General features: G+C 61.4%; 21 protein-coding genes and 1 pseudogene. 11 read left to right on the top strand and 11 right to left on the bottom strand.

The window, feature by feature from the left end:
* Positions 1–112 precede the first annotated feature (112 nt).
* Positions 113–556 (bottom strand): annotated as a pseudogene (locus tag ACA062_RS15390) (hypothetical protein); the annotation flags it as partial.
* A 227-nt stretch (positions 557–783) separates the two neighbouring features.
* Between ACA062_RS15390 and ACA062_RS15385 the strand changes: the two are divergent.
* From ACA062_RS15385 to ACA062_RS15370, 4 genes are all read left to right on the top strand, one after another.
* Positions 784–1,410: a hypothetical protein gene (locus ACA062_RS15385; protein ID WP_497457160.1), complete on the top strand. Its 627-nt coding sequence runs from the start codon at positions 784–786 to the stop codon at positions 1,408–1,410.
* Between the two features lie 168 nt (positions 1,411–1,578).
* A complete protein-coding gene (locus tag ACA062_RS15380; RefSeq protein ID WP_497457159.1) occupies positions 1,579–2,244 on the top strand; it encodes an MliC family protein in 666 nt (221 codons plus the stop codon).
* A complete protein-coding gene (locus ACA062_RS15375; protein ID WP_497457158.1) occupies positions 2,241–3,545 on the top strand; it encodes a peptidase MATCAP family protein in 1,305 nt (434 codons plus the stop codon). The genes ACA062_RS15380 and ACA062_RS15375 overlap by 4 nt, the downstream gene beginning before the upstream one ends.
* A gap of 100 nt (positions 3,546–3,645) precedes the next feature.
* A complete protein-coding gene (locus tag ACA062_RS15370; RefSeq protein WP_497457157.1) occupies positions 3,646–4,008 on the top strand; it encodes a DUF5064 family protein in 363 nt (120 codons plus the stop codon).
* A 55-nt stretch (positions 4,009–4,063) separates the two neighbouring features.
* Here the strand turns inward: ACA062_RS15370 and ACA062_RS15365 are convergent, their stop codons facing one another.
* The 5 genes from ACA062_RS15365 to ACA062_RS15345 form a co-directional block, all read right to left on the bottom strand.
* Positions 4,064–5,857: a SulP family inorganic anion transporter gene (locus ACA062_RS15365; protein WP_497457156.1), complete on the bottom strand. Its 1,794-nt coding sequence runs from the start codon at positions 5,855–5,857 to the stop codon at positions 4,064–4,066.
* A gap of 48 nt (positions 5,858–5,905) precedes the next feature.
* Positions 5,906–6,727, bottom strand: coding sequence for a polyphosphate kinase 2 (ppk2, locus tag ACA062_RS15360; RefSeq protein WP_497457155.1), 822 nt, complete (start codon positions 6,725–6,727; stop codon positions 5,906–5,908).
* Positions 6,728–6,919: 192 nt separating this feature from the next.
* The gene (locus tag ACA062_RS15355; protein WP_497457154.1) at positions 6,920–7,957 is read right to left on the bottom strand and encodes a DUF2955 domain-containing protein; all 1,038 of its coding nucleotides are present in this window, start codon (positions 7,955–7,957) and stop codon (positions 6,920–6,922) included.
* Positions 7,947–9,086, bottom strand: coding sequence for an HlyD family secretion protein (locus ACA062_RS15350; RefSeq protein WP_497457153.1), 1,140 nt, complete (start codon positions 9,084–9,086; stop codon positions 7,947–7,949). The genes ACA062_RS15355 and ACA062_RS15350 overlap by 11 nt, the downstream gene beginning before the upstream one ends.
* Positions 9,083–10,618 carry an efflux transporter outer membrane subunit gene (locus ACA062_RS15345; protein ID WP_497457423.1) on the bottom strand — a complete coding sequence of 512 codons (1,536 nt, stop codon included), beginning with the start codon at positions 10,616–10,618 and terminating at the stop codon, positions 9,083–9,085. The genes ACA062_RS15350 and ACA062_RS15345 overlap by 4 nt, the downstream gene beginning before the upstream one ends.
* A gap of 137 nt (positions 10,619–10,755) precedes the next feature.
* Between ACA062_RS15345 and ACA062_RS15340 the strand changes: the two genes are divergently transcribed.
* A complete protein-coding gene (locus tag ACA062_RS15340; RefSeq protein WP_497457152.1) occupies positions 10,756–11,280 on the top strand; it encodes a transporter suffix domain-containing protein in 525 nt (174 codons plus the stop codon).
* Positions 11,281–11,373: 93 nt separating this feature from the next.
* A complete protein-coding gene (locus ACA062_RS15335) occupies positions 11,374–11,838 on the top strand; it encodes a hypothetical protein (protein WP_497457151.1) in 465 nt (154 codons plus the stop codon).
* Positions 11,839–12,217: 379 nt separating this feature from the next.
* Here the strand turns inward: ACA062_RS15335 and ACA062_RS15330 are convergent, their stop codons facing one another.
* Positions 12,218–13,414 (bottom strand): fumarylacetoacetate hydrolase family protein, encoded by a 1,197-nt coding sequence (locus ACA062_RS15330; protein WP_497457150.1) that lies wholly within the window; start codon positions 13,412–13,414, stop codon positions 12,218–12,220.
* Between the two features lie 120 nt (positions 13,415–13,534).
* Between ACA062_RS15330 and ACA062_RS15325 the strand changes: the two genes are divergently transcribed.
* The 4 genes from ACA062_RS15325 to ACA062_RS15310 all read left to right on the top strand — a co-directional run bounded on the left by ACA062_RS15325 (position 13,535) and on the right by ACA062_RS15310 (position 18,943).
* The gene (locus tag ACA062_RS15325) at positions 13,535–14,494 is read left to right on the top strand and encodes a LysR family transcriptional regulator (protein ID WP_497457149.1); all 960 of its coding nucleotides are present in this window, start codon (positions 13,535–13,537) and stop codon (positions 14,492–14,494) included.
* Positions 14,495–14,659: 165 nt separating this feature from the next.
* On the top strand, positions 14,660–16,207 hold the full coding sequence (locus tag ACA062_RS15320) for a UxaA family hydrolase (protein ID WP_497457148.1): 1,548 nt from the start codon (positions 14,660–14,662) through the stop codon (positions 16,205–16,207).
* Between the two features lie 65 nt (positions 16,208–16,272).
* Complete coding sequence (locus ACA062_RS15315; protein WP_497457147.1) at positions 16,273–17,853, top strand: aldehyde dehydrogenase (NADP(+)); 1,581 nt, start codon at positions 16,273–16,275, stop codon at positions 17,851–17,853.
* A 268-nt stretch (positions 17,854–18,121) separates the two neighbouring features.
* Positions 18,122–18,943: a DeoR/GlpR family DNA-binding transcription regulator gene (locus ACA062_RS15310; RefSeq protein ID WP_497457146.1), complete on the top strand. Its 822-nt coding sequence runs from the start codon at positions 18,122–18,124 to the stop codon at positions 18,941–18,943.
* A gap of 87 nt (positions 18,944–19,030) precedes the next feature.
* Here the strand turns inward: ACA062_RS15310 and otnC are convergent, their stop codons facing one another.
* The 4 genes from otnC to ACA062_RS15290 form a co-directional block, all read right to left on the bottom strand.
* On the bottom strand, positions 19,031–19,669 hold the full coding sequence (gene otnC / locus ACA062_RS15305; protein WP_497457145.1) for a 3-oxo-tetronate 4-phosphate decarboxylase: 639 nt from the start codon (positions 19,667–19,669) through the stop codon (positions 19,031–19,033).
* Positions 19,666–20,958, bottom strand: a complete 1,293-nt coding sequence (otnK, locus tag ACA062_RS15300; protein WP_497457144.1) for a 3-oxo-tetronate kinase — start codon at positions 20,956–20,958, stop codon at positions 19,666–19,668. Before otnK ends, otnC begins: the two co-directional genes overlap by 4 nt.
* A 10-nt stretch (positions 20,959–20,968) precedes the next feature.
* Positions 20,969–21,874, bottom strand: a complete 906-nt coding sequence (gene ltnD / locus ACA062_RS15295; RefSeq protein WP_497457143.1) for an L-threonate dehydrogenase — start codon at positions 21,872–21,874, stop codon at positions 20,969–20,971.
* Positions 21,875–22,210: 336 nt separating this feature from the next.
* Positions 22,211–23,284: a LacI family DNA-binding transcriptional regulator gene (locus ACA062_RS15290; RefSeq protein WP_497457142.1), complete on the bottom strand. Its 1,074-nt coding sequence runs from the start codon at positions 23,282–23,284 to the stop codon at positions 22,211–22,213.
* Between the two features lie 220 nt (positions 23,285–23,504).
* Between ACA062_RS15290 and hisD the strand changes: the two genes are divergently transcribed.
* Positions 23,505–24,812, top strand: coding sequence for a histidinol dehydrogenase (gene hisD, locus ACA062_RS15285; protein ID WP_497457141.1), 1,308 nt, complete (start codon positions 23,505–23,507; stop codon positions 24,810–24,812).
* Positions 24,813–24,873: the final 61 nt, after the last annotated feature.

Below are 24,873 nucleotides of genomic sequence, written 5' to 3'. Positions count from 1 at the left end.
GCATCGGATCAGAGATTGCAGCGAGGATTTTTATCGGGGGGCTGTACAAAAGCGGCAAGGTCGGCACCACGGCCTACCCTTTGTTTTTCTGACGCGGCCGGGCACTGTCTGCTCATCCACCGAGCGCGATGATCGCCGTGATCAGGACAGCGCCGGTAACTGCCAACGCAACACCGCCTTGCCACGGTTTTGCGCCTGCGTATTTCCCCAGCAACCAACCGGCGATCAACAGCACCGCGAGTCCGACCAGGTTAGAGGCACGTACGGCGAGGTCCGTCTGGTCGAGTAACAGAAACGGCACTACAAGCGGGAATGTCGAGAACACCACCAGCAGGAAAACACCCACCGCACCCTTGAAATCATCCCAGCCGAAGCGTGGCTGCAAGGGCATGGATGAATACTCGATCACGCGGCGACGCAGCGACTCCAGCTCATCCGTGCCCACCGCCGCCGCAATACGCGGTGGCAACGCATCGGCAATCAGCGCTTGGCCGGTGGCTGCGTCAGTCGTACCGCGCAGGTTGGCCCGTAGCGTACGGTTGCGTGTGCGCTCGACCGGATCCAGCACCCTGCCCCGTCACAACGCGCTTGAGCATCACTTGTACGGCAAGCACAGCACAAATTCTGAACTAATGTGTAACGCAACCGACGCAGGCTGTTTTAACGACTAACATCCCCTCGTACACAAAATGCCAGCACGGTTCCGATAACGCGCGTTGTGCACCAGGGATCGACAGGCGGTCCACACTACTTCAAATCCGATAGATCTGTAGGAGCTTCGATATGAACAAGCTGGGAGCGATCTTTCTTCTACTCGTGGCAGGTACTGCCCATTCTGCTGACCGCCTGACAACCGTTCAGGTTGCGGGACTCTCTGTTCCAGGTACCCAGGCGCTGGGTAAAGCTCAAGGATTCACAGAGTGCGTGGATTTTTATAACTACCTTTCGTGCACGCACAGCAAGCCAATGCAAGTGTTTGGCGCAACGGCCAGTAGCGCTGAAATAACACTGGATGTCACAGACAACTTTTCCAGCGTGGCGGACCCTATGGGAAGCCCCAATATCTCGCAGGTACCGCAGGAGAAACTGACTTACCGATCCATTCGCCTGGAATTTCAACCGCAAGAACGCGAGGCACTGGAAAAGGCATTGCGCGCGGATGGATGGTTCGCAGTCGGCAGCGCAAAACGCCTCGAGTTTTATAAGGAGGGCATACCCGCAACCTTCCGCGTCAACAGCGCCTATATCACGTTGAGTCCTGTCGATATCAACGAGGTCAGCAAAAGGGTTTCCAGACTGGAGGCGTCCAACCATTCCGCCGCCAGCTCGGATTTACCCGATCCGGCGCGGGCCATGCTGCGTGATTCGGAGCCTCGTGGCGCCGGCTCGGTTCGCCCGCCTCGATTCTAATCAGCGGCATTAGCAGCAAAGGCATTATCAGCAAATGCATTTTCAGCAAACGCAGTATCAACAAAGAGTGCGCTTATAAAAAACTCGACTTACACTGCCACACACACCTGAGGGATCGATTGGTCCACGGCAATCCGGGCATCACGTCATGATCTGGGTAAAGCCAATATGAAAACGGTCACGGCCTTTTTCACCTGTCTGCTCGCTGCCGGCGTGTGCGCGGCGGCGAGCAGCCGTGCACAGGCTGCGCCCCCTACACCCATGTTCAAAACCAGCTTCGACTGCGCCCAGGCCAGGGCACCCGCCGAAAAACTCATCTGTCGCGATCCGCAGCTGGCGCAGATGGATGTCGAACTGCTGCGCCTGTATCGCCTGGCCCTCACGGATGAACGCTCAATACCGCCGCCGGACAACGTCGTGATCGACCAGCAGTTCTGGATCGAGACCCGCAATCAGTGTGCGTCCGGGCCAGAGCTCAAGGCGTGCACGATCCGCAGTTATGCCGAGCGCGCGCACCAACTGCGTCAAGGCTCGGCCATTGTCAGAACCCGGGATCCGGACAGACTCACCGAAGGCCCCCTGGCGTTTCGTTGTCCAGGGTTGAACGCCCCGATTGCCGCCACCTTCTTCACCACGCAGCCGGGTGTCGTGTACCTGAAATGGGCGAACACCTCGATCACCCTGAGCCAGGTGCCGAGTGATTCGGGAACCCGATACACTGGCAAGGACTCCCAAGGGCCCTACAGCTTCTGGCAAGACGGCGATGTCGTCCTGTTCCAGAAGCCAGGCTCTGGGGAAATGAGTTGTTCGGCCGAACCAGGGAGACTCCCGTGAGCACCGCGCCCCTGTCCGAACTCGATGCCGCCCTGCCCGGTCTGGTCCGCAAGATCCGCGTCCTGGAAGCCCTGGCCTGGCCGGACGGGGTCGAGGAAGTATTTCTGCAACGTTGGCGCGCCGGGCGCGCGGAACTGCCCAGGGTCGAGCTACGCCCGCGCGACCACAGCGCCGACATCGTGGCCCTGGAAGCCTTTACCGGTCGCTGCGACGAGGGGCATCCGGCCGGCAGTTACCTCGCAATGACGGCACGCAGCTATGCCACGGCCGGACGCATGCTGGGTGCCATTGGCACACCCGCCTTTACCCAGTATTCGTCAGCGCTGTACCGGCGCCCGGACTTCTACTACCCACGCCTGAACTTGAGCATGCTGGACGCAGCCCGGTTCTTCCTCAGTACCACCGATGCCTTGCTGGGCGGTGCGCGGATTCCACCGATCCAGGCCGACATCCCGGCCGAGGCGTTCGCTGCCTGGATGCAGCCGGAACTGGATCGTTTCTTCGGCCCGGGCCGGATCACGGTCGTGCTCGATCCGACCCTGGCCGCCAAGGCCATCGCCGGGGCGAGCCGCATCCGCCTGCGTGCCAGCGCCCTGTTCTCGGAACTGGACAAGCACCAGCTATTGCAGCATGAAGCCTTTGTGCATGTTGCCACGGCGCAAAACGGCGCGCTGCAACCCAACCTGAAAAGCCTGGGGCTGGGGGCGCCACGCACGACCCAGACCCAGGAAGGCATCGCCACGCTGGCCGAGCTGTTCACCGGCAGCATGGACATCAACCGCCTGCGCCGCCTCGCCCTGCGCGTGCTCGCGGTCCAGCAGGCGCTGGAGGGTGCCGATTTCATTCAGGTATTCGAAGGTTTTCTCGCTGCCGGTCAGTCCCAGGAGGAGTCCTTTCGTTCGACCCAACGGGTTTTCCGCGGCGCCGACCTGCACGGCGGTTCGGCATTCACCAAGGATGCCGCCTACCTGACCGGCTTGCTCGGCGTGCATACCCTGCTGCGCATCGCGATCCGCGACAATCGGCCGGAACTGGTGGGTTATCTGTTCGCCGGACGCCTCAGCCTGGGTGACACCGTGCGCCTGGCCCCGCTCTTCGAGTCCGGCTGGCTCAAGGGGCCGGTCCACGTCCCGGACTGGGCCGCCGATCTGAATCGGCTCGCCGCCAACCTGGCGTTCTCCGCCTTTATCACCCGGATCAAGCTGGATGTGCTCGATCTGGACGTGCTCATGGCGTTTGCAGATGAGCATGAAGCCGACGCCAGCGCCTCCATTCCCCTATCACTGGAAAAGTCGCGATGATCGGTTCACTCTCGGACATCGAGGCCATCGGTCAGGGCACGGCCGGTACCCGTATCAGCACCGAGTAACTGGCATTACCTATTTGTGAGGAGAGACGGCAATGGCTACGTTCGAACCCGGACATCTGCACATCGAGCGCCACGCGCTCAACGATGACGATGTCAATTACAACCTGCAACTCGACTACGAAGTCGCCCAGGACCCCAAGGAAGGCCAAGGCATGCAGTTCACGTTGCATGGTTCGATCCAGGGCAAGGACATGAGCGAAACGTTTTTCCTGCCCAAAGATCAAGCCTACAACTTTGCCAGCAATTTCACGAAGATTCTTGAGAAATACGGCATCCCCAAGGTGCATAGCAGCATCGGTTCGAATCACAAATTCTACGACCTGATGTTCGAAGACATAAGGGAGCAGCTGGAGATGAAATCGGGGGATCCGGTCAAGCCGGAACATCTGGAGTAATCGCGTTTTCCCGTGAAAGTGCAGCCTCCGGGAGCGGGCTCGCTTTCACGGGAGATTAACGTTGATGGAAGTCCAGGGGCGCTGGCGGATCCTGCGGATGAATCACCAGATAGCTGCCGACTGCATCATCTATCGTTGGAAAAAACGCCGTTTCACCCAGCCGCGCGAACAGCCCGAAACGCTTGAGCTTGTCCTTGACCGGATCCTTCATCTCGGCAACGCACAACTTGATGCCCGCCCCGTGCAAGGTTTCGTCCAGTTCCGCCAGCATGTCTGCCGAGGTGACGTCCACGCTGGTGACCGGCTCCGCCGCCACGACCAACCAGCGCACCGGCGTGGGCGACGTCGCCACGGCATCGAGGACCCGGTCGTGGAACAGCTCGGCATTGGCGAAAAACAACGGTGCATCCCAACGAAACAGCACCAAACCGGGTATGAGTCGCGCCTCGGGGTAGCGCTTGATGTCGTGGTAACCCTTGACGGTATCGGTGCTGCCCAGGACCGCGGAATAAGGCCGCCAGCCATCCCACAGAAACTCGATGACGGCGATGACGATGGCCAGGCCGATGCCTTCAATCGCGCCAAACACGGCCACGCCCACGGTACAGACGATCGACAGCCAGAACTCCCAGCGCTGGATGCGATAGATTCGTCGCAGGTCGTTGACCTCGATCAGGCCGATGGCGGATGCAATCACCACTGCAGCCAATGCGCTATTGGGTAAATCCTGCAACAAGTCCGGCGCCACCACCAGCAGCAAGGCCACGGCAAGCGCGCCGACGACGCCGGTCAGCTGGGTTTTCGCGCCTGCGGCCTCGGCCACGGGGGTGCGAGACGAACTGCTGCTGATCGCAAAACCCTGGAAAAAACCGGCGGCCAGGTTGGCGACGCCCAGCCCGACCATTTCCTGGTTAGGGTCCACGTAAGTTCGAGTGCGCGCCGCGTAGACACGCGACAGCACGCTGGTGTCGGCGAATGACACCAGGGCTACGGCGCAACCGCCGATCAGGACGGGGACAATATCGGCGGTGGTGATCCAGGGAATGGCGAAGGCCGGCAGCCCCTGGGGCAGCGAGCCGAGGACCGACACCCCGCCCCGCGTTGCAAGATCCAGCACACCCACGGCGACCGTCGCGCCTGCCACTGCAATCAGAATACCCGGTACGCGTTTGTGATCCTTGAGCAGCAGGATCACTAAAAGGGTGGCTGCGCCCACCATGAACGCAGTCCAGTTGGTCTTGCCATCCATCACCGCCGTGGTGATCGCCCATATGTTCCTCAACGGGCCGTCGGACTCGATCGAAAACCCGAAAAACTTGGGCAGTTGACTGATCAATACCGTCAGCGCGATACCGTTCATGTACCCGTAACGGATCGGTTTGGACAGCAGTTCGGTGACGAAACCCAGGCGCACGATGCCCGCCAGGATGCACACCGCCCCCGACACGATCGCCATCATGCCTGCCAGGGCAATGGCCCGTTGCGGATCACCCAAGGACAGTGGCAGGACAACGGCGAGGATCACGGCAGCCAGCGAAGAGTCCGGCCCCAGCACCAGAATCCGGCTGGGCCCGAACAACGCATAAGCCAGCAGCGGAATGATGGTCGCGTAGAGACCATAGATGCCGGGCACACCGGATGCCACCGCGTAGGCGATACCGACAGGCACCAACATCGTGGTCAGCACCAATCCAGCCACGAGGTCGTGCCGCAACCAGGCCACTTTGTATCCGCGCAGGGTTTGCAGTCCCGGCAGCCAGCGGCCCCAGCCGGTCTGATCGGCGCTCGACTCGCGGCGAGCAATCCGCCCCGGTTCCGGGGCTTGGGGCGAACTATCCGACTGGCTCATGGCAGCGCGGCCCTTTGGTGTGCAACGCAGACAGGATTCGACGAACCGTCAAAATTTTTCGGGAACTCGTCGCAGCGGATAATCCGGTTCGCGATAGCCACCGGGCTTCTGCCGCTTGGGCAATATCACCTTCTCGCGCGCGACTTCCTCGTACGGAATGCGGCTGAGCAAATCGCTGATGATGTTGAGGCGGGCCCGCCGCTTGTCGTTCGAGTTGGCCACCAGCCAGGGCGCATGTTCAGTGTCGGTGGTCATGAACATGTCGTCGCGCGCCCGCGAGTAGTCATACCAGCGGCTGTATGACTTGAGATCCATCGGGGTCAGCTTCCAGATTTTGCGGCCGTCCTTGATTCGCGCTTCAAGCCGGCGGGTCTGCTCTTGCGGGCTGACTTCCAGCCAATACTTGAGCAGGATGACGCCCGAATCGACGATGGCCCGCTCCACGTTGGGTACCGTTTTCAGGAAACCGTCGACCTGCTCCTTGGTGCAGAACCCCATCACCCGCTCGACGCCCGCGCGGTTGTACCAGCTACGATCGAAGATCACCACTTCGCCCGCCGCGGGCAGATACGGCAGGTAACGCTGGACATACATCTGGCTTTTCTCGCGATCGGTCGGCGCCGGTAGCGCCACTACACGAAAGACCCGCGGGCTCACCCGTTCGGTCAGCGCCTTGATCGTCCCGCCCTTGCCGGCACCGTCCCGTCCTTCGAAGACGATGCAGATCTTGATGCCCTTGGCTTTTACCCACTCCTGCAACTTGACCAGTTCGACGTGCAGGCCGCGCAACTGTTCAAGATAGACTTTGTTCTTGAGTTTCGGGCTTTCAGCGGGCTTGCTCTTAGGGGCTTTCTTCTTGTCCTTTGCCATTGAAAAGACCCCACGTAGGAGCGAGCTTGCTCGCGATGGTCGTTAACGATAACGCGTGTTTATTGGCGGAACGCGGCGCTCTTGAGTCTATCGCGAGCAAGCTCGCTCCTACAGGGTTGTGGGCGGCCCTTTTGCTTTCCATGACCAACCGGGTCAGTCTAGTCGATGATTAACATCCGGTTGACACGGGTGCTACCGGGCGATCAATCCGCCGCGACGCTGACTGAGCAGATTGACCATCAGGCAGGCATACAGCGTCACCACGATAAACAACCCCATCCGCACGGCAAAGGCGGTGTAGACGTCCTTGCCCGCCGCACTGTCCTGCACCGACTGGCCCAACAGGATAATCATCGTGATCAGGCTGTTGAGCCAGAATCCAGGGCTGAAGCGGGTCGGGCTCAGCGCATATAACTTGCGCGCCAGCACCAGGCCGAACAGCAGCATCCACAGAAAGAACATCCACAGATGCACGAACAGGCTGAGGGCGCACCAGAACAGGATGGCCAGGAGGCCGCCGAACAAGGTCGAGCCGACCAATTCGCGGCCGGCGTTGCGGGCGGTCGCCGTCGAACTCTGCTGACCCAGGCTGACGGCCTTGAGAATGATCGGCAGGTAACTGGCGGGATCGATCAGCGCCAACAGGAAGGTCGGCAGCACGATCAGGGTGGTGCGCAGCGCCACCCGGCCCACCTCGTCGGCTGGCAAGGTCGGCGGGGCCGGGGGTGACGGGGCGTTGGCCGGCTCGGGAAACAGCCAGTGACTCAACGCCAGCACCACCACCGCCAGCAGCAACCCCTTGACCAGTGCCCCGATGACCAGGGCGCCCAGCTCGAAATCGGCGACGCCGGCCGACGAGATCATGGTCAGGCCAATCACCAGAAAGGTCATGATCAGGTTGTTACCGCCACGCAGGCCAAAGCGGAAGGCCAGGAACAGACACAGGGCGATCAACAGTACGCCGCTGACCGGGTAATAGCGCAGGATCGGGATTAACAGCAGGCCGATAGCAGTGGTCAACAGGGCGGCCAGGGCCAGCACCAGGCCTGCCTTGAACGGTAGCGGTCGATTGAGTGTGGCCAGCAGCAGAACGGCCAGCACCGGGGCAAAAAACGGAATTGGCAACCCCAGTCCGAAACTGGCGGCCAGGCTCAGCGCCGTGCCCGTGGCCAGACGCAGTGCACGCTGCGCCCGGGGCGAGCGCCCGGTAGGCGCGCCTTTAATAGACATAGCTCAGCCAACTCATCAGGCCGACAAACAAACGGCCCAGGGGATTCAGCGGATTGCCCTGGGTGGGGAATGCCATGACTTCCGCCTGCCCACCGGCACGGACGGCACCGCTGTCGCGCAACCTGGCCCTCGAATCCTCGGAAAACTCGATGATCACCGGAAAACGTTGCGCCGGGCGCAGCCAGTCGCGGCTGTTCTGTATGCTGGGCAGCGTGCCGGGTGCGGGTGTCTGGCCGACGCTGACGCCATAACCGACACTGCGCACGCGCCCCTCGAACAGCTCGCCCGGCAACGCGTCCAGCACGATCGTCACCGGCGTATCGAGCTTGACCAGGCCGAGGTTGTTCTCGGTCATGTCGGCACTGATCCACACATCGTGGATGGCGATCAGGGTCATCACCGGGCTGCCGGCCCCGGCAAACTGCCCGACATCGGTGCGCAAATCAGTGACCAACCCGGATGAGCGGGCGCGGATCTGCGAGTTGGCCAGGTCCAGTTCGGCTTTTGACAGCGCCGTGGCCGCGCTGCGCAACGTGGCGTTGTCTTCGTCGCTGCCGCCCTCCTGTTCACGCGCCCGCTGCACTTCGGCACGGGCGGCCGCGACCTGGCTGATCGCCTGTTCGCGGGTAGAGCGCGACACTTCCAGCAGGCGCACGGAAATGGTCCCGGGGTCTTCGCGGTACAAGCCTTCCAGGCGCTGATTGTCCTGCCGCGCCTTGAGTTCATTGGCCTGGGCGGCGCGCAAGTTGGCTTGCGCGGCCGCAATCCCGGCGGTGCTGGCGCCGATCTGCCGGCGGGTCGATTCAAGGTCGGCGCGCGCACGGTCGACGGCAATCCGGTACGGCTGCGGGTCGACCTCGAACAGCAGTTCGCCGGCCTTGACGTCCTGGTTGTTGCGCACGTTGACCCGGGTCACCCGCCCCGCTACCTCCGAGGCCACCGGTATCACAAAGGCCCCCACCCGGGCCTGTTGCGTATAGGGCGTGAAGCGGTCGGCCAACAGGTACCAGGCCAGGCTCAGGAGGATCACCAGCAGCACCCACTTGATGCCTTTTTTCGTCGGGTCGGCGGCCGGTTCCGGTGCCTGGCTGACAGGCGTATCGGACGAGGGCTGGGGGGCTTCACTCATGGCTCTTGTTCCTGGTAAGACATCGGAAAGGCTGGTGCCGGGGTCGCAGACTCCTCCAGCAAATCGCCCCAGTCGGTGCGTTGTTCCATCTGTTGGCGAGTGGCCGGATCCACTTTCGGGCGGGGGCTGTACCAGCCACCGCCCAGGGCTTTGTACAGGGCAATCGCATTGCTCACCGCGTTGCTGCGGGCCACCAGGTAATTGTCCTGTTGCTCGAGCAAGGCCCGCTGCGCATCCAGCACCCGCTGAAAGTCAGAGTAGCCTTCGCGGTACTGCGCGCTGGCCAGCACCAGCGACCGCTTGGCGGCCGTTTCAGCTTCACCGAGGATCCGTTCGCGCTCCAGGGATTTGATCAGGCCATAGGCAGCATCGTCCGCCTCCCGTGCAGCCTGGCGGACCTTGTCGCGGTAAGCCTCGATCAACTGCTGCAACCGCGCATCCTGCACCCGTACGTTGTTGCTGATCTGGCCATGATCGAACAGGTTCCAGCGCAGGCTGGGGCCGCCGATAAAATCCAGGCTGCGCGAGGTGCCACTGAGGGTGTCGGCCGACCAGACGATGCTGCCAAGCAACGTCAGCGATGGATAGAAGTCGGTGACGGCCACGCCGATCAGCGCAGACTGGGCGGCGACATTCAGCTCGGCGGCGCGCACATCGGGCCGGCGCAGCAACAGGTTGGCCGGCACGTCCTGCAGCACCGCGCGATCGACCAGCGGAATCAGCCCTTGATGCTCGGTCAGCTGCGGCAGTGCGCCCGGCGGTTGCCCGATCAGCACGGCCAACGCATTACGGGTGCGCTGCAGCTGATCTTCGAAATCGGGAATGGTGCTCAAGGTGCCCAGGTATTGGGTCTTGGCCTGTTGCAGGTCGAGTTCGGCTTGCTGGCCACTGTTGAACAGCTTTTCGGTGATCTCGAAGTTGCGCTTTTGCTGTTCGGCGTTTTCCCGGGCGACACGCAAACGGGCTTCAGTGGTGCGTAGCGAGAAATAGGTCTCGGCCACTTGCGCGCGCAGCAACACCAGCGCGTCTTCATAGTTGGCCTGGGCGGCGAAGTAGCTGGCATCGGACGACTCGATGGCACGACTGAAGCGCCCCCAGAAATCCAGCTCCCAGCCGATGTCGAATGCAGCGCTGTGTTGCCAGAAATGACTGTCCTGCGGGTTGCTGCCACCGAATTGCCGACGGTTGAAGTACAGGCTGTCAACGCTGGCCTGCTGCAACTGCGGGTAACGTCCGCTTTGTGCGATACCCAGCTGGGCGCGGGCTTCCATCACCCGCAGACCGGCGATTTTCAGGTCGGTGTTGTGCGCATCGGCTTCGGCAATCAACTGATCCAGGACCGGATCGGCGAAGACTTGCCACCACTGCCGCAGATCCGGGTTCAGGCTGCGTTGACTGGCTTGCTCGAGGGCCGGGCTGCCCCAATGTTTGACCCAGGCCTCGCCAGGCGCCTGGAAATCCGGTCCGAGTCGTACGCAGCCGCTTAGACCCAGTGCACCAAGCAGCAGGAGCCGGCCTGGCCGAAACAGCATGGCTCTACGTGACTGCATTTACGCTGTTCCCGGCCGACGAAGTTCACTGGAGCATAGACGCCCGAACGGGCAAACGGCTGCTAAGCTTTTTTAACACGCCCCACCTCTGCAGCGACCGATTAACAGGTACGACACCCATGACTACGACCCAGGCTACTGTGGAACCCCATTCAGCCGGCTGGCGCTTCAAATTGGGGATCATCATTCTCTGTGTGATGTTGGGTTCCTGGCTGTTGGTGCCCCTGGCCGCGATGGTCGGTGTGGCGGGTTCCAGGATCGCCGCGCTGACCGGTGTGCTGTTCATCAGTAACAAGGTGCTGCTGATCATCGTCATTGCGGTGATGGGCAAAGCCGGGTTCCAACAGTTGAAGCGCACCGTGTTCGGTTATGTGTCCTCGATGGTGCCCAGCATGGATGTCGAGGTGGGTCCATGGCGGCACCGAATCGGCCTCGTCATGTTTTTTGTGCCGCTGGTCTCGGCCTTTCTTGAACCCTACGTCGACACCCTCTGGCCGGGCCTCAGGCCCAACCTCTGGCAGATGCAGGCCCTGGGCGACTTGATGCTGATCACAAGCTTCTTCGTGCTGGGCGGGAACTTCTGGGAGAAGGTGCGCGCGTTGTTTATTCGAAAAGCGCGGGTCGTCAATGCAGAAGCGGTCTAACGTTGAACATCTGATCAGGGGTGCAAACCAGGCTGCAGCGCGTCCTTCCAGGGCGCCGCAACGCCAGAGCACTTCGTCAGTAGTGGAGGCTTTATGAAAACGTCCTTCTCACCCTGCATCGCAACGATGCTCTCCATGGTCTGCTTGTGCGCGACTGCCGAGACCGTGACGCCGCTCAAAGGGCAGTCCCAAGAAATCATCCAGCAAGACATAGGCGCTTGCCAGGCCCAGGCCGGCGGTACCTCCAGCACCAGCACCAGCCCTCAATCAGGTGGACGCGTCCGTGGTGCCGCTACGGGTGCAGTCGCGGGCGCGGCGGTGGCCGGGGCTCGCGGTCGTCAGCATGACGAGTTTTATGACCGGGTCGATGACGATGTCAAACAGGAATATCGGCAGAACAAAGCCAAGGATGCCGCGGTGGCCGGCGCGGTTGTCGGCGGAGCCCGGCAACGTCAGGATCGTCGTCAGGATCGCCGCAGTGCAGAGCAGAATACGGCTGCCGCTTCTTCCGCCTACACCAGTTGCATGCAGCAGCGCGGTTATCAAGTAACTCCCTAGATATACCCCCTAGATATACCCCCTAGATATACCCCCCTAGATATAAAGAAGACAAAAAAAAGCCGAAGCCCTGAGGGCTTCGGCGATTTTTATCTGTCTATGAGCGGACTGTTTCTTTCAAGCGTTCGAAGCTGCCCGGCCCTGACTCGCCACCCCGTCCAAGGGGCTTTGCTCCACCAGCGATTGCCCCTTCGGCGCACGCAACGTCCATAGCAGATAAACCCCAACCAGCCCCGCCGCCGACAGTGACAACATGCCTGCACGGGGATCGGTGAACCAGACCTCCATATTGGCCGTTTGGTCATCGTTTGTGTGCCTTGTTATTAGATGTCCAGCGACCACTGTTTTTTAGCTACCAGGAACCTCTGGCAGGGGCAAATCAGTGGAGCGATTTACCTGCCACCAGACCGCGAGCGGCCAGGTTGCCCATCAATGCACGCAGGCCGAACGTCCATGGTGTGGCTTCATTGCTGTAGGTGACGCGGTTGTGCAGAACGCCCAGCAGCGGACTGCCGATGCTGACGCTGTCGCCCTGTTTGTGGGTGAAGCCACTGCCCGGCTCTTCACGATCTTGCGTCGGGGCGAACAGGGTGCCGAGGAACAGCATGAAGCCGTCCGGGTACTGGTGATCGCTGCCCACAGTCTGCGCTACCAACTCCAGCGGGTCGCGACTGATCTGCTCCATCGAACTGGTGCCGTGCAGAGTGAAACCGTCATCACCTACGACGTCCAGGTCGACCACGCAGCGGCGCACATCATCCAGGGAGAAGCCTTCGTCGAACAGGCGAATAAACGGACCGATCGCGCAAGACGCATTGTTGTCCTTGGCCTTGCTCAGCAGTAAGGCGCTACGGCCTTCGAAGTCGCGCAGATTGACGTCGTTGCCCAAGGTAGCGCCGTGTACCTGGCCACGGCTGTTCACCGCCAGGACGATTTCCGGCTCAGGGTTGTTCCATTTGGATTTAGGATGGATACCAATCTCACTGCCACTGCCGACGGAAGCGAGGACCGGTGCCTTGGTGAATATCTCGGCGTCAGGGCCGATGCCCACTTCAAGATATTGCGACCAAAGGCCCTGCTCTATCAATACACCCTTTAGCCGGGCCGCTTCAGTCGAACCGGGTTTGATCGAGCGCAGGTTGTCGCCGATAGCCGCCGTGACAAGGCTGCGTACGCTCTCGGCCTTGGCCGCATCACCACCCGCCTGCTCTTCAATGACGCGTTCGATCATGCTGGAGGCAAATGTCACACCGGCGGCCTTGATCACCTGCAGGTCAGCCGGTGGCAGCAGAAAAGCTTTGGCCGGATCGGACTCCAACCCCGTATTGGCCAACAGTTCTTCAACACTGCCGATGTATCGGCCGCGAGTGTTGCGAACGGCCTCAAGCGGTGAGGCGCTTTCCAGCAGATCGCTCAACGTCGCGAACGCCTGGGACAAATCAAACACGCCATCGGCGCGCAGCACCACCGGCGACGGGCCTGCTGTCTCCCCCGGCACCCAGGCACGACCAATCAGAGTACCTTGTAGTCCATCGATCGGGAGGGTGTTTTCACAAGTCAATTTCAAATGGGGCATAAGGAGATCCAAGTCAATTCGGTGGCGACGGGACAAAAACTAGTGGACTTGGTCGATAAATCCCAATGACATATTTTCAGCATTTGATATCGTTTCGTTATCAACCCGATTGAGCGCCTTATGGAAAACGACGAAATTTCGTACGCCAGTGTCAGCAAATGGCTCAAGATCAAGCATCTGATGCTGGTCGATACACTGGCCAGGACGCGCAACATGCACACCACGGCCGAACTGATGAATCTGACCCAGCCAGCCATCAGCAAGATGCTGCGCGACATTGAGGTGTTGTTGGGTTTTGCGTTGTTCGAACGGCAAACCCGCAGCATGGTCTTGACTGAATTGGGCGAGTTTGTGGTCCGCTATGCGCGGATGACGCTGGACGACACGCAATCCTTCGTCGATCAGCTCAATAAGCTGCGCAAAGGGGGACATGGTCATTTGAAAGTCGGCGCGATATTCGCCGCAACCTCGGTCGTGCTGCCCGAGGCCATCACCCGCATCAAGCTGGACCGCCCCATGCTGTCCATCGAGGTGATCGAGCAAACCAGCAATCAACTGCTGGAAATGCTCGAACATAAAAAACTCGATCTGATCATTGCCCGCTTCACCGATGAACGTTATCTGCAACGGTTCGAATTTCGTGCGCTAGGGCCCGAGCCCTTTTGCCTGGTGGTCAACAGTCGCCATCTCCTCGCGCAGTTCGACGAGGTGGCGACCGAGCAACTCAGCGATTGGCCCTGGGTCATGTATCCGTTCAATGCCCCCATACGCCGCCGGATGGAAAGTGCCTTCACCGAGTTCAACATGCGCACGCCCACCAACACGGTCGAAACCATCTCGATGCCAACCTTCCTGCAACTCCTGCAATCGGGACCGATGCTCGCGATGTTGCCCGAGTCCATGGTTCAGTCCCAGGTCCAGAGCGGTTTGCTCAAAGTGCTCAACACGCCATTCAAGGTCGAACCTCAGGACTACGGCATCATCACGCGCAAGGACGAACCGCTGTCTGAAGCTGCCCGGGAATTCGCCGATACCTTGCTGGAATTCGCCCGGCTGCGACGGGAAGCCGGTGACCGTTGAGCGATGTTTCATTCAAAAACCCTCGAACCAATGAGAAAAGGTTATCGATCAATCCAAAGGTCTCATTAGGCAACGCTGTCCCGGGGCTCTTATAGTGCGGCAACAAAGGTAAGGCGCAGCCCGTTTGCCAGCGACCTCCAACGCTTCATAGCCAGTGAGTTTCCGATGGAATTGATCATGAAAACCGGTGCAGCCGCCGTCCTGCGCCTCAATCCTCTGGACGATGTGTTGATCGCCCGTCGGCCGTTGATCGCCGGAGAAGTACTCGAACAGCAAGGCGTGACCGTGCGCCAACCCATACCGGCCGGCCACAAGATCGCCGCACGTCGAGTCGAAGCCGGCGAGCCCTTGCGTCGTTACGGGCAGATCATCGGTTTTTCAACCGGGGTGATCGAGGCCGGTGATCATGTGCATGTGCACAACCTGACCATGGGCGATTTTGCCCGCGACTATGCCTTCAGCGTTGATGTGAAACCCGATCAACCCTTGAACGAAGAGCCAGTGTTCATGGGCATCGTGCGCCCGGATGGTCGGGTGGCGACGCGCAATTACATCGGCATCCTGACGTCTGTGAACTGCTCGGCGACCGTGGCCCGTGCCATCGCCGACCATTTCCGCCGCGACATTAACCCTTCCGCACTACTGGCGTACCCCGAAGTCGATGGAGTCGTCGCCCTGACCCATTCCGCCGGTTGCGCCGTGGACCCTGCCGGAGAAGGCCTGGCCCTATTGCGCCGGACACTGGCCGGCTACGCCACCCATGCCAACTTCGCCGCCGTGCTGGTGATCGGGCTAGGCTGCGAAACCAACCAGATCGAAGGGCTGCTCAGCACCCAGGGCCTGAGCCGCAGTAACACGCTGCGCACCTTCAGCATCCAGGACAGCGGCGGCACATCAAAAGCGGTCGCCAGTGGCATCGCCCAGGTCAAGGCGTTGCTGGCGGAGGCTAACCAGGTCAAGCGCGAACCCGTGAGTGCCAGGCACTTGGTTATTGGCCTGCAGTGTGGCGGCTCGGACGGTTACTCCGGGATCACGGCCAACCCGGCGCTGGGTAATGCGGTGGACCGCCTGGTCGCCTGTGGCGGCACGGCCATCCTTTCCGAAACCCCGGAAATCTATGGTGCCGAACACCTGTTGACCCGCCGGGCAGTCAACCGCGCCGTAGGCGAAAAACTCGTCGCACGGATTCATTGGTGGGAAGCGTATTGCGAACGCATGGGCGCCGAACTGAACAACAACCCCTCGGCCGGGAACAAGGTCGGTGGTTTGACCACCATCCTGGAAAAATCCCTGGGCGCCGTCGCCAAGGCAGGCTCCAGCAACCTGGTCGATGTCTATGAGTACGCCCAGGTGGTCAGCGCCAAAGGCCTGGTGTTCATGGATACCCCGGGCTACGACCCGGTCTCGGCGACTGGCCAGGTCGCCGGTGGCGCCAACCTGATCGCCTTCACCACCGGACGTGGCTCTGCCTACGGGTGTGCGCCCTCCCCGTCGATCAAACTGGCGACCAACAGCGCCTTGTGGAACCGCCAGCGCGAAGACATGGACATCAACTGCGGCGAGATCGCCGAAGACACCCTGACCATCGAAGAATGCGGTGAAGCCATCTTCACACTCATGCTGCGCATTGCTTCGGGCGAACGCAGCATGAGCGAGCAGCACGGTTACGGGCAGAACGAGTTTGTGCCCTGGCAGATTGGCGCAGTCACCTGAATCCGTGCTCCCTCCCCTGTTGTCCTGACATCCCCGCAAGGGGACATCCTTTACTGGAGCCAGAAATGTCCACGATTATCGGCCACAACTACATCGGCGGTCAGCGCAGCGCTGCCGGCACTGTCATCGTCAACAGCGTCGACGCCAGCACCGGCGAAGCCTTGCCCCACGATTTCCACCAGGCCACCCTGGAAGAAGTCGACGCCGCCGCCAAGGCTGCCGCCGTCGCTTACCCGGCCTATCGCAGCCTGAGTGCCGAGCGCCGGGCACAGTTTCTCGACGCCATCGCCGATGAACTCGATGCGCTGGGCGATGAGTTCGTTGCCCTGGTCTGCCGCGAAACCGCGTTGCCCGCCGCACGGATTCAGGGCGAGCGCGGTCGCACCAGCGGCCAGATGCGGCTGTTCGCCAAGGTGCTGCGGCGCGGTGATTTCTACGGTGCACGGATCGATCAGGCCTTGCCGGAACGCCAGCCGTTGCCGCGTCCCGACCTGCGCCAGTACCGCATCGGCCTCGGCCCGGTAGCGGTGTTTGGCGCGAGCAATTTTCCCTTGGCCTTTTCCACGGCCGGCGGTGATACCGCTTCGGCATTGGCTGCCGGCTGCCCGGTGGTGTTCAAGGCCCACAGCGGGCACATGGCCACGGCCGAACGGGTCGCCGATGCGATCCTGCGCGCCGCGGAAAAAACCGCGATGCCGGCGGGCGTGTTCAACATGATCTACGGCGCCGGGGTCGGCGAAGCGCTGGTCAAGCATCCGGCGATCCAGGCGGTCGGCTTCACCGGCTCGCTCAAGGGCGGCCGGGCGTTGTGCGACATGGCCGCGGCCCGTCCCCAGCCGATCCCGGTGTTTGCCGAAATGTCGAGCATCAACCCGGTGATCGTGCTGCCCCAGGCCCTGGCCGCGCGCGCTGAAAGCATGGCCCGAGACCTGAGCGCTTCGGTGGTCCAGGGTTGCGGGCAGTTCTGCACCAATCCGGGTCTGGTGATCGGGATTCGTTCGCCGCAGTTCAGCACCTTCGTGCAGCAGGTGGCGGGGTTGATGGCCGATCAGCCGGCGCAGACCATGCTCAACGCCGGCACCTTGAACAGTTATGGCAAGGGCCTGCAAAAACTCCTCGCGCATCCCGGCATCGAACACCTGGCCGGCAGCCCGCAGGCGGGGAATCAGGCGCAGCCGCAACTGTTCAAGGCGCAGGTCAGCCTGTTGCTCGATGGCGATGAAGTGCTGCAGGAGGAAGTGTTCGGGCCGACCACGGTGTTCGTCGAAGTCGCGGATCAGGCGCAACTGAGTGCCGCGTTGAACGGGCTGCATGGGCAACTGACGGCGACCATCATTGGCGAACCGGAGGACTTCACGCAGTTCGGCGAGCTGACGGCGTTGCTGGAACAGAAGGTCGGGCGGATCCTGCTCAACGGTTATCCGACCGGTGTGGAGGTCTGCGATTCAATGGTCCATGGCGGGCCATATCCGGCGACGTCCGATGCGCGCGGAACGTCGGTGGGTACCTTGGCGATCGATCGCTTCCTGCGGCCGGTGTGTTTCCAGAACTACCCGGACAGTTTGCTGCCCGAAGCCTTGAAGAATGCCAATCCGCTGGGCATCCAACGCCTGGTGGACGGCCAACCAACCCGCGACACCCTCTAACTGCTCAACACATCCCCCTGTAGGAGCTGGCTTGCCAGCGAAAGCGGTGTATCAGTCGACATATTTTTCACTGAACAGACGCCTTCGCTGGCAAGCCAGCTCCTACACAGGAATCGCTGGCTTGCATTGCCGAATCAGCTCTTAGCTGCCGGACTTGCGCGGCCGGTCCTCGTTGGTGGAGAAACGCCACGCCCCCCATTATTGTCGCTACTGATCCAGCTACGGATTCGCTACCATGTTTGACCGTTACCCTTGCCTTGGAGCCCGAATGCCTAGCCAGAAGAACATCGCCGCCGAAAGCGGCGCACCGATGATTCCTGAACAGCGCCGTGAATCCATGCTGCGACAGCTGCGCAAGCATCAGGTGCTGAGCGTTCATCAATTGATGGACATGTTCGACTGCTCGCACATGACCATACGCCGCGACATAGCGTTGCTGGAGCAGGAAGGCCGGGCTTACTCGGTAACGGGTGGGGTACGAATCGCCAGCCAGCTCCACAGTGAACCCAGTCATCAGCTCAAGGCCGTGGTCGAGTTGCCCCAGAAGCAAGCCATGGCCAGGCTCGCCGCCCGGCTACTGCATGCCGATATGACGATCTACTTGGATGCGGGAACCAGCACCCTGGAAATCGTCCCCTACATCAAGGCACTGTCCGGCATGACCGTGGTGACCAACGACTTCGGCATCGTCCAGGCACTGATCGAAGCCCCCCACGTCACGGTGATTCATACCGGCGGGCAACTGGATCACTCCAATCAATCGTGCGTGGGCAGCCTGGCGGTGGCCACCTTGCGTCAAATCGTCACCGACATCGCGTTCATATCGTCCAGCTCATGGGATTTGCGTCGCGGCCTCACCACGCCTTCGGCGCTGAAGGTGGAGGTCAAACAAGCCGCGATGCAATCGGCCTCGCAAGTGGTGCTGGTGGCCAGCAGTTCGAAATACGGCACCTTCAGCCTGTACAGGATTGCCGGGCTCGAGCAGTTCGATATCATCCTCAGCGACGACGCGTTGACCCCTGCCGCCGCCGATGGCATCCGCAAGCAGGGAGTCGAACTGTTGCTGCCGTCTGACCATACTGCGGCCTGAAACGACGGGCTCCAGCTTTCAGCAGAGCCCGTGGCCTACCTTCGCTACTGCGCCTGGCGCGCCTTCCAGTCCCGCAATCACTGCGGTCTACCAGATAACACCGAAGGTCTCTCGCAACTCCTCCAGAGCTGCCTGGTCGAGAGGTTCCGGTTTGGGCTGGCTCATCAGCCAGAGTCGCGCGGTTTCCTCTAACTCTTCCAGCGCATAACTGGCCTTGGACACCGAACTCTCCCAGACCACCGGCCCCAATCGTTCGAGCATTACGCCACGAACACTATTGGCCCACTGGGCGACCTGCTCGGCGACCTTGGGTGAGCCGGGGCGTTGATAGCCAATCAACGGGATATGCCCGACTTTCATCACCTGATACGGCGTCAGCGGCGGCAGGATGTCGTCCGGCTGCCAGACACCTGCCAGCGTCAACGCCACCAGGTGGGTGGAATGGGTATGCACCACGCCGCCGACAGTCGGGTTGCGGTCGTAGACCTGGCGATGCAGCGCCAGGGTCTTGGAAGGCTTGTCGCCGGACACCCATTCGCCGGCCAGGTTGACCTTGGCGATGGTCGCCGGATCAAGCCGCCCGAGGCAGACATCGGTTGGCGTGATCAGCCAACCGTCGTCCAGGCGCGCGCTGATGTTGCCGGCGCTGCCGACGGTGTAGCCGCGTTGGTAGAGGCTGCGGCCAACCTCGCAAATCTCTTCGCGCAACGCATTTTCAGTGCTCATTGCACACCTCTGGCCAGTTGATTCAACGCGTTGCTGAAGAAGTCGCGGCCACCGAAGTTGCCCGACTTGAGTGCCAGCGCCAACGGCTCGTCAGTACTGCTGACGGTCGCCGGCACCCCCGGATCGATCTGCGCGCCGATTTGCAGCAGCTGTACGCCCAACGCCTGAACCACAGCGCCCGAGGTTTCCCCGCCGGCGATCACGAAACGGCGCACCCCGCTGCGGCGCAGACCTTGCGCAATTTCACCAAAGGCGTTTTCCACCAGTCTGCCGGCTTGTTCCACACCCAGTTGCTGTTGCACCGACTTGACCTCTTCCGGTGAGCTGGTGGCGTAGATCAATACGGTTTGCCGGTTTTCACGGGCGAAGGTCAAGGCTTGCGCCACCACCGGCTCACCCGCGGCCAGGGCCAGCGGATCGATGCGCAGTGCCGGCCGGCCTGCTTCGAGCCAGGCCGCCACTTGTCCATTGGTGGCGATCGAGGCACTCCCGGCCAACACCACTTCCCCACCGGACACCGCCGGGAGTTTCGAAGCATCGAGGTCGCGCAACTTGCCGGCGCGACGGAAATTGTCCGGCAAACCCAGGGCCAGCCCCGAACCACCCGTCAACAATGGAAGATCGGCGCAGGCGGTACCGAGGGTGTACAGATCGCTGTCCGACAAGGCATCGGCAATGGCCATGCCGATCCCTTGAGCCCGCAGCTCGGCGATTCGCACGCGTACCTGCTCAGGGCCGCGGGCAATGGTGTCATGGCGCAGCAGGCCGACATTCAGCCGGGTCTGCGATTGCAGCACCCGAACCAGGTTGGCATCGGTCATCGGCGTCAGTGGGTGATGCTGCATGCCGGACTCGCTGAGCAACTGATCCTGCACAAACAGGTGACCACGAAAAATCGTCCGGCCATTCTCCGGGAACGCCGGGCAGGCCAGGGTGAAGTCGCTGTCCAGCGCCGCCAGCAACGCTTCGCTGACCTGGCCGATATTGCCGGCCGCGGTGGAGTCGAACGTCGAGCAGTACTTGAAAAAGATCTGCTCGCAGCCTTGTTCGCGCAGCCAGGCCAGCGCGGCAAGGGATTGTTCGACCGCTTCGGCGACCGGCGTGGTACGCGACTTCAAGGCAATGACGATCGCATCGGCGTCAAGTCCGGCGGCAACTTCCGCGCTCGGGATACCGATGCTTTGCACGGTGCGCATACCGCCGCGTACGAGCATGTTCGCCAGGTCCGTGGCGCCGGTGAAATCGTCAGCGATGCAGCCCAGCAGCGGGCGTGCGGTGGAGGTAGTCATGGGGTGCTCCTCAAACGGAATCGGGCTTGGCAGTCGGTAATTCGATGCCAGGGAAAATCTTGATCACCGCCGAATCGTCCTCACGGCCGAAGCCGGCACTGGATGCCTGCATGAACATCTGGTGCGCGGTGGCCGCCAACGGCAGCGGGAATTTGCTGGCCCGGGCGGTATCCAGCACCAGGCCCAGGTCCTTGACGAAAATATCCACCGCGGACAACGGCGTGTAGTCACCCTGGAGAATGTGCGGCACGCGGTTTTCAAACATCCAGGAATTACCGGCGCTGTGGGTGATCACCTCATACAGCGCATCGGCATCGACCCCTTCACGCAATCCCAGCGCCATGGCTTCGGCAGAGGCGGCAATATGCACCCCGGCGAGCAGCTGGTTGATGATTTTGACCTTCGAACCCAGGCCATGGACGTCACCCAGGCGATAGACCTTGCCGGCCATGCCCGCCAGGATCGACTCGGCCTTGGCATAGGCGTCGGCCGGGCCTGAGGTCATCATGGTCATCTCGCCAGCGGCCGCCTTGGCGGCGCCCCCGGAAATCGGTGCATCCAGGTACCGCAGGCCCAGCGCGGCCAGACGCTGTCCCAGATCCACGGCGTAAGTCGGGGCTACCGTGGCGCAACCGATCACCAGGCTGCCCGGGCGCAGTGCGGCCACCGCCCCCCCTTCACCGAACAATACGGTCTCGGTCTGCTCGGCATTGACCACCACGGTAATGATGACCTCACACTCAGCGGCCATGTGCGACGGTGACAAGCACGCCACGCCGCCCTCCCCGCTGAACTGTTCGGTGATGCCGGCCCGCACATCACAGGCATGCACATTGAAACCGCTGCGCAACAAGGAGCGGGCAATGCCCAGCCCCATCGCACCCAGACCGACGACACCGACATTCTTGTTATTCATGGGGTACTCCAGAGGAAAGCAGGGGTGTCCTACCGGTTGGGGAGATCATCCACCAATGATCTGATCATGTGAAGTATTTTTTATTTATAACATATTTTAACACCCCGTTCGCCTCCCGCTCCGACGCGCCTGTATAAGCGCAGGTGCGTTCGTGTTCGCCTGAGGGGTTCTGCCGTCGAAAACAGGCCGTGATCGGTCGCAATCGCCTATATGCCAGGACGCAAGGCGATGTTCGAACACGAGAGTTCTTCTGCAACGGCAAAAAACTGACAGCCGCAGTATCAGGGCAGCGATGTGACTTATATCGTGGTCAATGCGCCTTGAGCCGGCTGATGACTAGTCCTGCGGTTGCCAGACAAGGCAACCGGCCCCGTGCTTTACCCCGGACGCGGGAATTTTCGAGCTGTTGCGCACGATCAACTGCCCTCGAACGACCTCTTGAATCGCCGGGGTATCCGGGTTCTCCAATTGCGCACAAATGATGCCGACCGCACGACTGACCATGGCAGCCACCGGTTGCACGTAAGTGGTCAGCGCAAAGACCGGCCAGGACGCCAGGGCAATGTCATCGAAACCGACGATTGAAATGTCAGTGCCCGGCTTGAGGCCGAACTCCTCGCGAGCGACGTTGATCGCGCCCAGCGCCATGATGTCGTTGGCGCAAAAAATCGCATCCGGAGGAGTGGCGCTCGACAGCAGGCGGCGAGTGGCGTCCATTGCTCCGTCAAAGGTGTAGTGCCCCACATCCCGTTGCGGCGCTGGATGCCCAAGACTTTGCAGCGAGTCGACAAAACTTCTTTCCCGATCGCGACTGGTCGAAGAACTCTCCTTGCCGGCGATAAAAGCCGGATGACGATGGCCACCGGCAACCAGAAACTGCGCAATTTCCAGGCTGCCCTGGGCATTGTCGCTGGTCACGCTGGAGATGCTGCTGCTGTCATTTCGACGATTGAGCAGCACCACGGGCAAACCGGTCTGCTTGCACTCCTGGGCAAAACGCGAAGACAGGCTGGCCGAGACCAGGACCAATGCTTCAACGCGGTAACCGAGTACTTCTTCGAGCACCGGATCGGAGTCTTCGTGATTGGCGGTGGAGAACAGCAGCACGCGATAACCCAGTTCTTCGAACGCCGCCGACAAGGCCTCCAGCACCGCTGAATAAAAAGGGTTTTCCATGCTGGGCGCGACGACGCCGATCAGGTTGGAGCGGCGCTTGATCAGCGAGCGTGCCCACTGGTTGGGTCGGTAACCCAGGGTCGCCGCCGCTTCCTCGACTTTCTGGCGAGTCTTGGGCGAAACGCTGGCGCCCTTGGTGAAGGTACGCGAGACCGCCGATTGGGAGACGCCAGCCATCTTGGCCACGTCATGGGCCGTGACCGGATGCCGGAGTGGGTCGTTGGAATCTGCCATTTCTGCGTCTGCGCCGAATGTTCAAATGGCGATCATACCTGCCCTTGCCAGCGACGTGTGCAGCCTGCCCGTTTTGCCACTCGACACATGCCTCCCACTACGAACCCTCCAGGTCTTTTTTCTGCCCCCCCCCTTTTCATCGGCCTCGGGAATGACTTAGGATTGCCCTTATTGCATACGTATGCAAATTCAAAAACAACAACGCTCAGGAATCTATCCCATGGCAACTTGGCTCAAAAATGGCGCGCAAGCGTCCGTCATCAAATCGGCCGCCCGTGAAGTGCGTGACACGGTCGAAAAGACCCTGGCCGACATCGAAGAGCGTGGCGATGCCGCGGTTCGCGAGCTCTCCATTCGCTTCGACAACCTTGATCGCGAGGACTACCGACTCACCAGCGCCGAAATCGATGCCTGCATGGCGCAGTTGACCAAGCGCGACATTTCCGACATCGAGTTCGCCCAGACCCAGGTGCGCAATTTCGCCCAGCACCAACGCAACAGCCTGCGCGACCTGGAAGTCGAAACCCTGCCAGGCGTGGTCCTCGGCCACAAAAACATCCCGGTCAATGCCGCAGGATGCTACGTGCCGGGCGGCAAGTACCCGCTGCTGGCTTCCGCGCACATGTCGGTGATCACCGCCAAGGTGGCCGGTGTGCCGCGCATCATCACCTGCGCCCCACCTTTCCATGGCAAGCCGGCCCCGGCGATTGTTGCCGCGCAGCACATGGCGGGCGCCGATGAGATTTACTGCCTGGGCGGGATCCAGGCAATCGGCGCCATGGCCCTGGGGACCAAGTCCATTGCGCCAGTCGATATGCTGGTCGGTCCAGGCAACGCTTTTGTCGCCGAGGCCAAGCGCCAATTGTTCGGCCGGGTCGGTATCGACCTGTTCGCCGGCCCCACCGAAACGCTGGTAATCGCCGACGAAACGGTCGATGGGGAAATTTGCGCCACTGACCTGCTCGGTCAAGCCGAACACGGCCCGGACTCGCCTGCGATCCTGCTGACCACTTCGGAAAAACTGGCGCGCGAGACCATGGCCGAAATCGAACGCCTGCTGCAGATCCTGCCGACTGCCGGGATCGCTCGTCAGGCCTGGGAAAGTTTTGGCGAAGTGATCGTGGCCGAAGACGAACAGGAAATGCTGGCCATCGCCAATGACCTGGCGTTCGAGCATGTGCAGGTCATGACCCGTGACCCGGACTTCTTCCTGAACAACATGCGCAACTACGGCGCGCTGTTCCTCGGCCCGCGCACCAACGTCTCCTACGGTGACAAGACCATCGGCACCAACCACACCCTGCCGACCAAGAAAGCCGCGCGTTACACCGGCGGCCTGTGGGTCGGCAAGTTCATCAAGACCTGCACCTATCAGAAGGTCATGACCGACGAGGCCTCGGCCCTCATCGGTGAGTACTGCTCACGCCTGTGTGCGCTGGAAGGCTTCGCCGGACATGGCGAACAGGCCAACATCCGGGTCCGTCGCTACGGTCACAAGGATGTGCCGTACGCCGGTATCGCCGAGTAAGAAAAGCCTGGCTAAAAAGGGCCGCGCCGCGTGCGGCCCGACAATAAAAAATCACAGCCAC

Source organism: Pseudomonas sp. LBUM1679, assembly GCF_059695565.1.
Note: the sequence above shows the minus strand (reverse complement) of the source record. Positions and strands in the feature narration are given on the sequence as shown.

Coding starts and splice junctions, on each gene's coding strand:
- ACA062_RS15325 (WP_497457149.1), top strand. CDS start 13,535: ATGGAAAACGACGAAATTTCGTACGCCAGTGTCAGCAAATGGCTCAAG.
- ACA062_RS15320 (WP_497457148.1), top strand. CDS start 14,660: ATGGAATTGATCATGAAAACCGGTGCAGCCGCCGTCCTGCGCCTCAAT.
- otnK (WP_497457144.1), bottom strand. CDS start 20,958: ATGACTACCTCCACCGCACGCCCGCTGCTGGGCTGCATCGCTGACGAT.
- ppk2 (WP_497457155.1), bottom strand. CDS start 6,727: ATGGCAAAGGACAAGAAGAAAGCCCCTAAGAGCAAGCCCGCTGAAAGC.
- ACA062_RS15370 (WP_497457157.1), top strand. CDS start 3,646: ATGGCTACGTTCGAACCCGGACATCTGCACATCGAGCGCCACGCGCTC.
- ACA062_RS15350 (WP_497457153.1), bottom strand. CDS start 9,086: ATGAGTGAAGCCCCCCAGCCCTCGTCCGATACGCCTGTCAGCCAGGCA.
- ACA062_RS15380 (WP_497457159.1), top strand. CDS start 1,579: ATGAAAACGGTCACGGCCTTTTTCACCTGTCTGCTCGCTGCCGGCGTG.
- ACA062_RS15345 (WP_497457423.1), bottom strand. CDS start 10,618: ATGCTGTTTCGGCCAGGCCGGCTCCTGCTGCTTGGTGCACTGGGTCTA.
- ACA062_RS15330 (WP_497457150.1), bottom strand. CDS start 13,414: ATGCCCCATTTGAAATTGACTTGTGAAAACACCCTCCCGATCGATGGA.
- ltnD (WP_497457143.1), bottom strand. CDS start 21,874: ATGAATAACAAGAATGTCGGTGTCGTCGGTCTGGGTGCGATGGGGCTG.
- hisD (WP_497457141.1), top strand. CDS start 23,505: ATGGCAACTTGGCTCAAAAATGGCGCGCAAGCGTCCGTCATCAAATCG.
- ACA062_RS15335 (WP_497457151.1), top strand. CDS start 11,374: ATGAAAACGTCCTTCTCACCCTGCATCGCAACGATGCTCTCCATGGTC.
- ACA062_RS15355 (WP_497457154.1), bottom strand. CDS start 7,957: ATGTCTATTAAAGGCGCGCCTACCGGGCGCTCGCCCCGGGCGCAGCGT.
- ACA062_RS15340 (WP_497457152.1), top strand. CDS start 10,756: ATGACTACGACCCAGGCTACTGTGGAACCCCATTCAGCCGGCTGGCGC.
- ACA062_RS15290 (WP_497457142.1), bottom strand. CDS start 23,284: ATGGCAGATTCCAACGACCCACTCCGGCATCCGGTCACGGCCCATGAC.
- ACA062_RS15315 (WP_497457147.1), top strand. CDS start 16,273: ATGTCCACGATTATCGGCCACAACTACATCGGCGGTCAGCGCAGCGCT.
- ACA062_RS15385 (WP_497457160.1), top strand. CDS start 784: ATGAACAAGCTGGGAGCGATCTTTCTTCTACTCGTGGCAGGTACTGCC.
- ACA062_RS15365 (WP_497457156.1), bottom strand. CDS start 5,857: ATGAGCCAGTCGGATAGTTCGCCCCAAGCCCCGGAACCGGGGCGGATT.
- otnC (WP_497457145.1), bottom strand. CDS start 19,669: ATGAGCACTGAAAATGCGTTGCGCGAAGAGATTTGCGAGGTTGGCCGC.
- ACA062_RS15310 (WP_497457146.1), top strand. CDS start 18,122: ATGCCTAGCCAGAAGAACATCGCCGCCGAAAGCGGCGCACCGATGATT.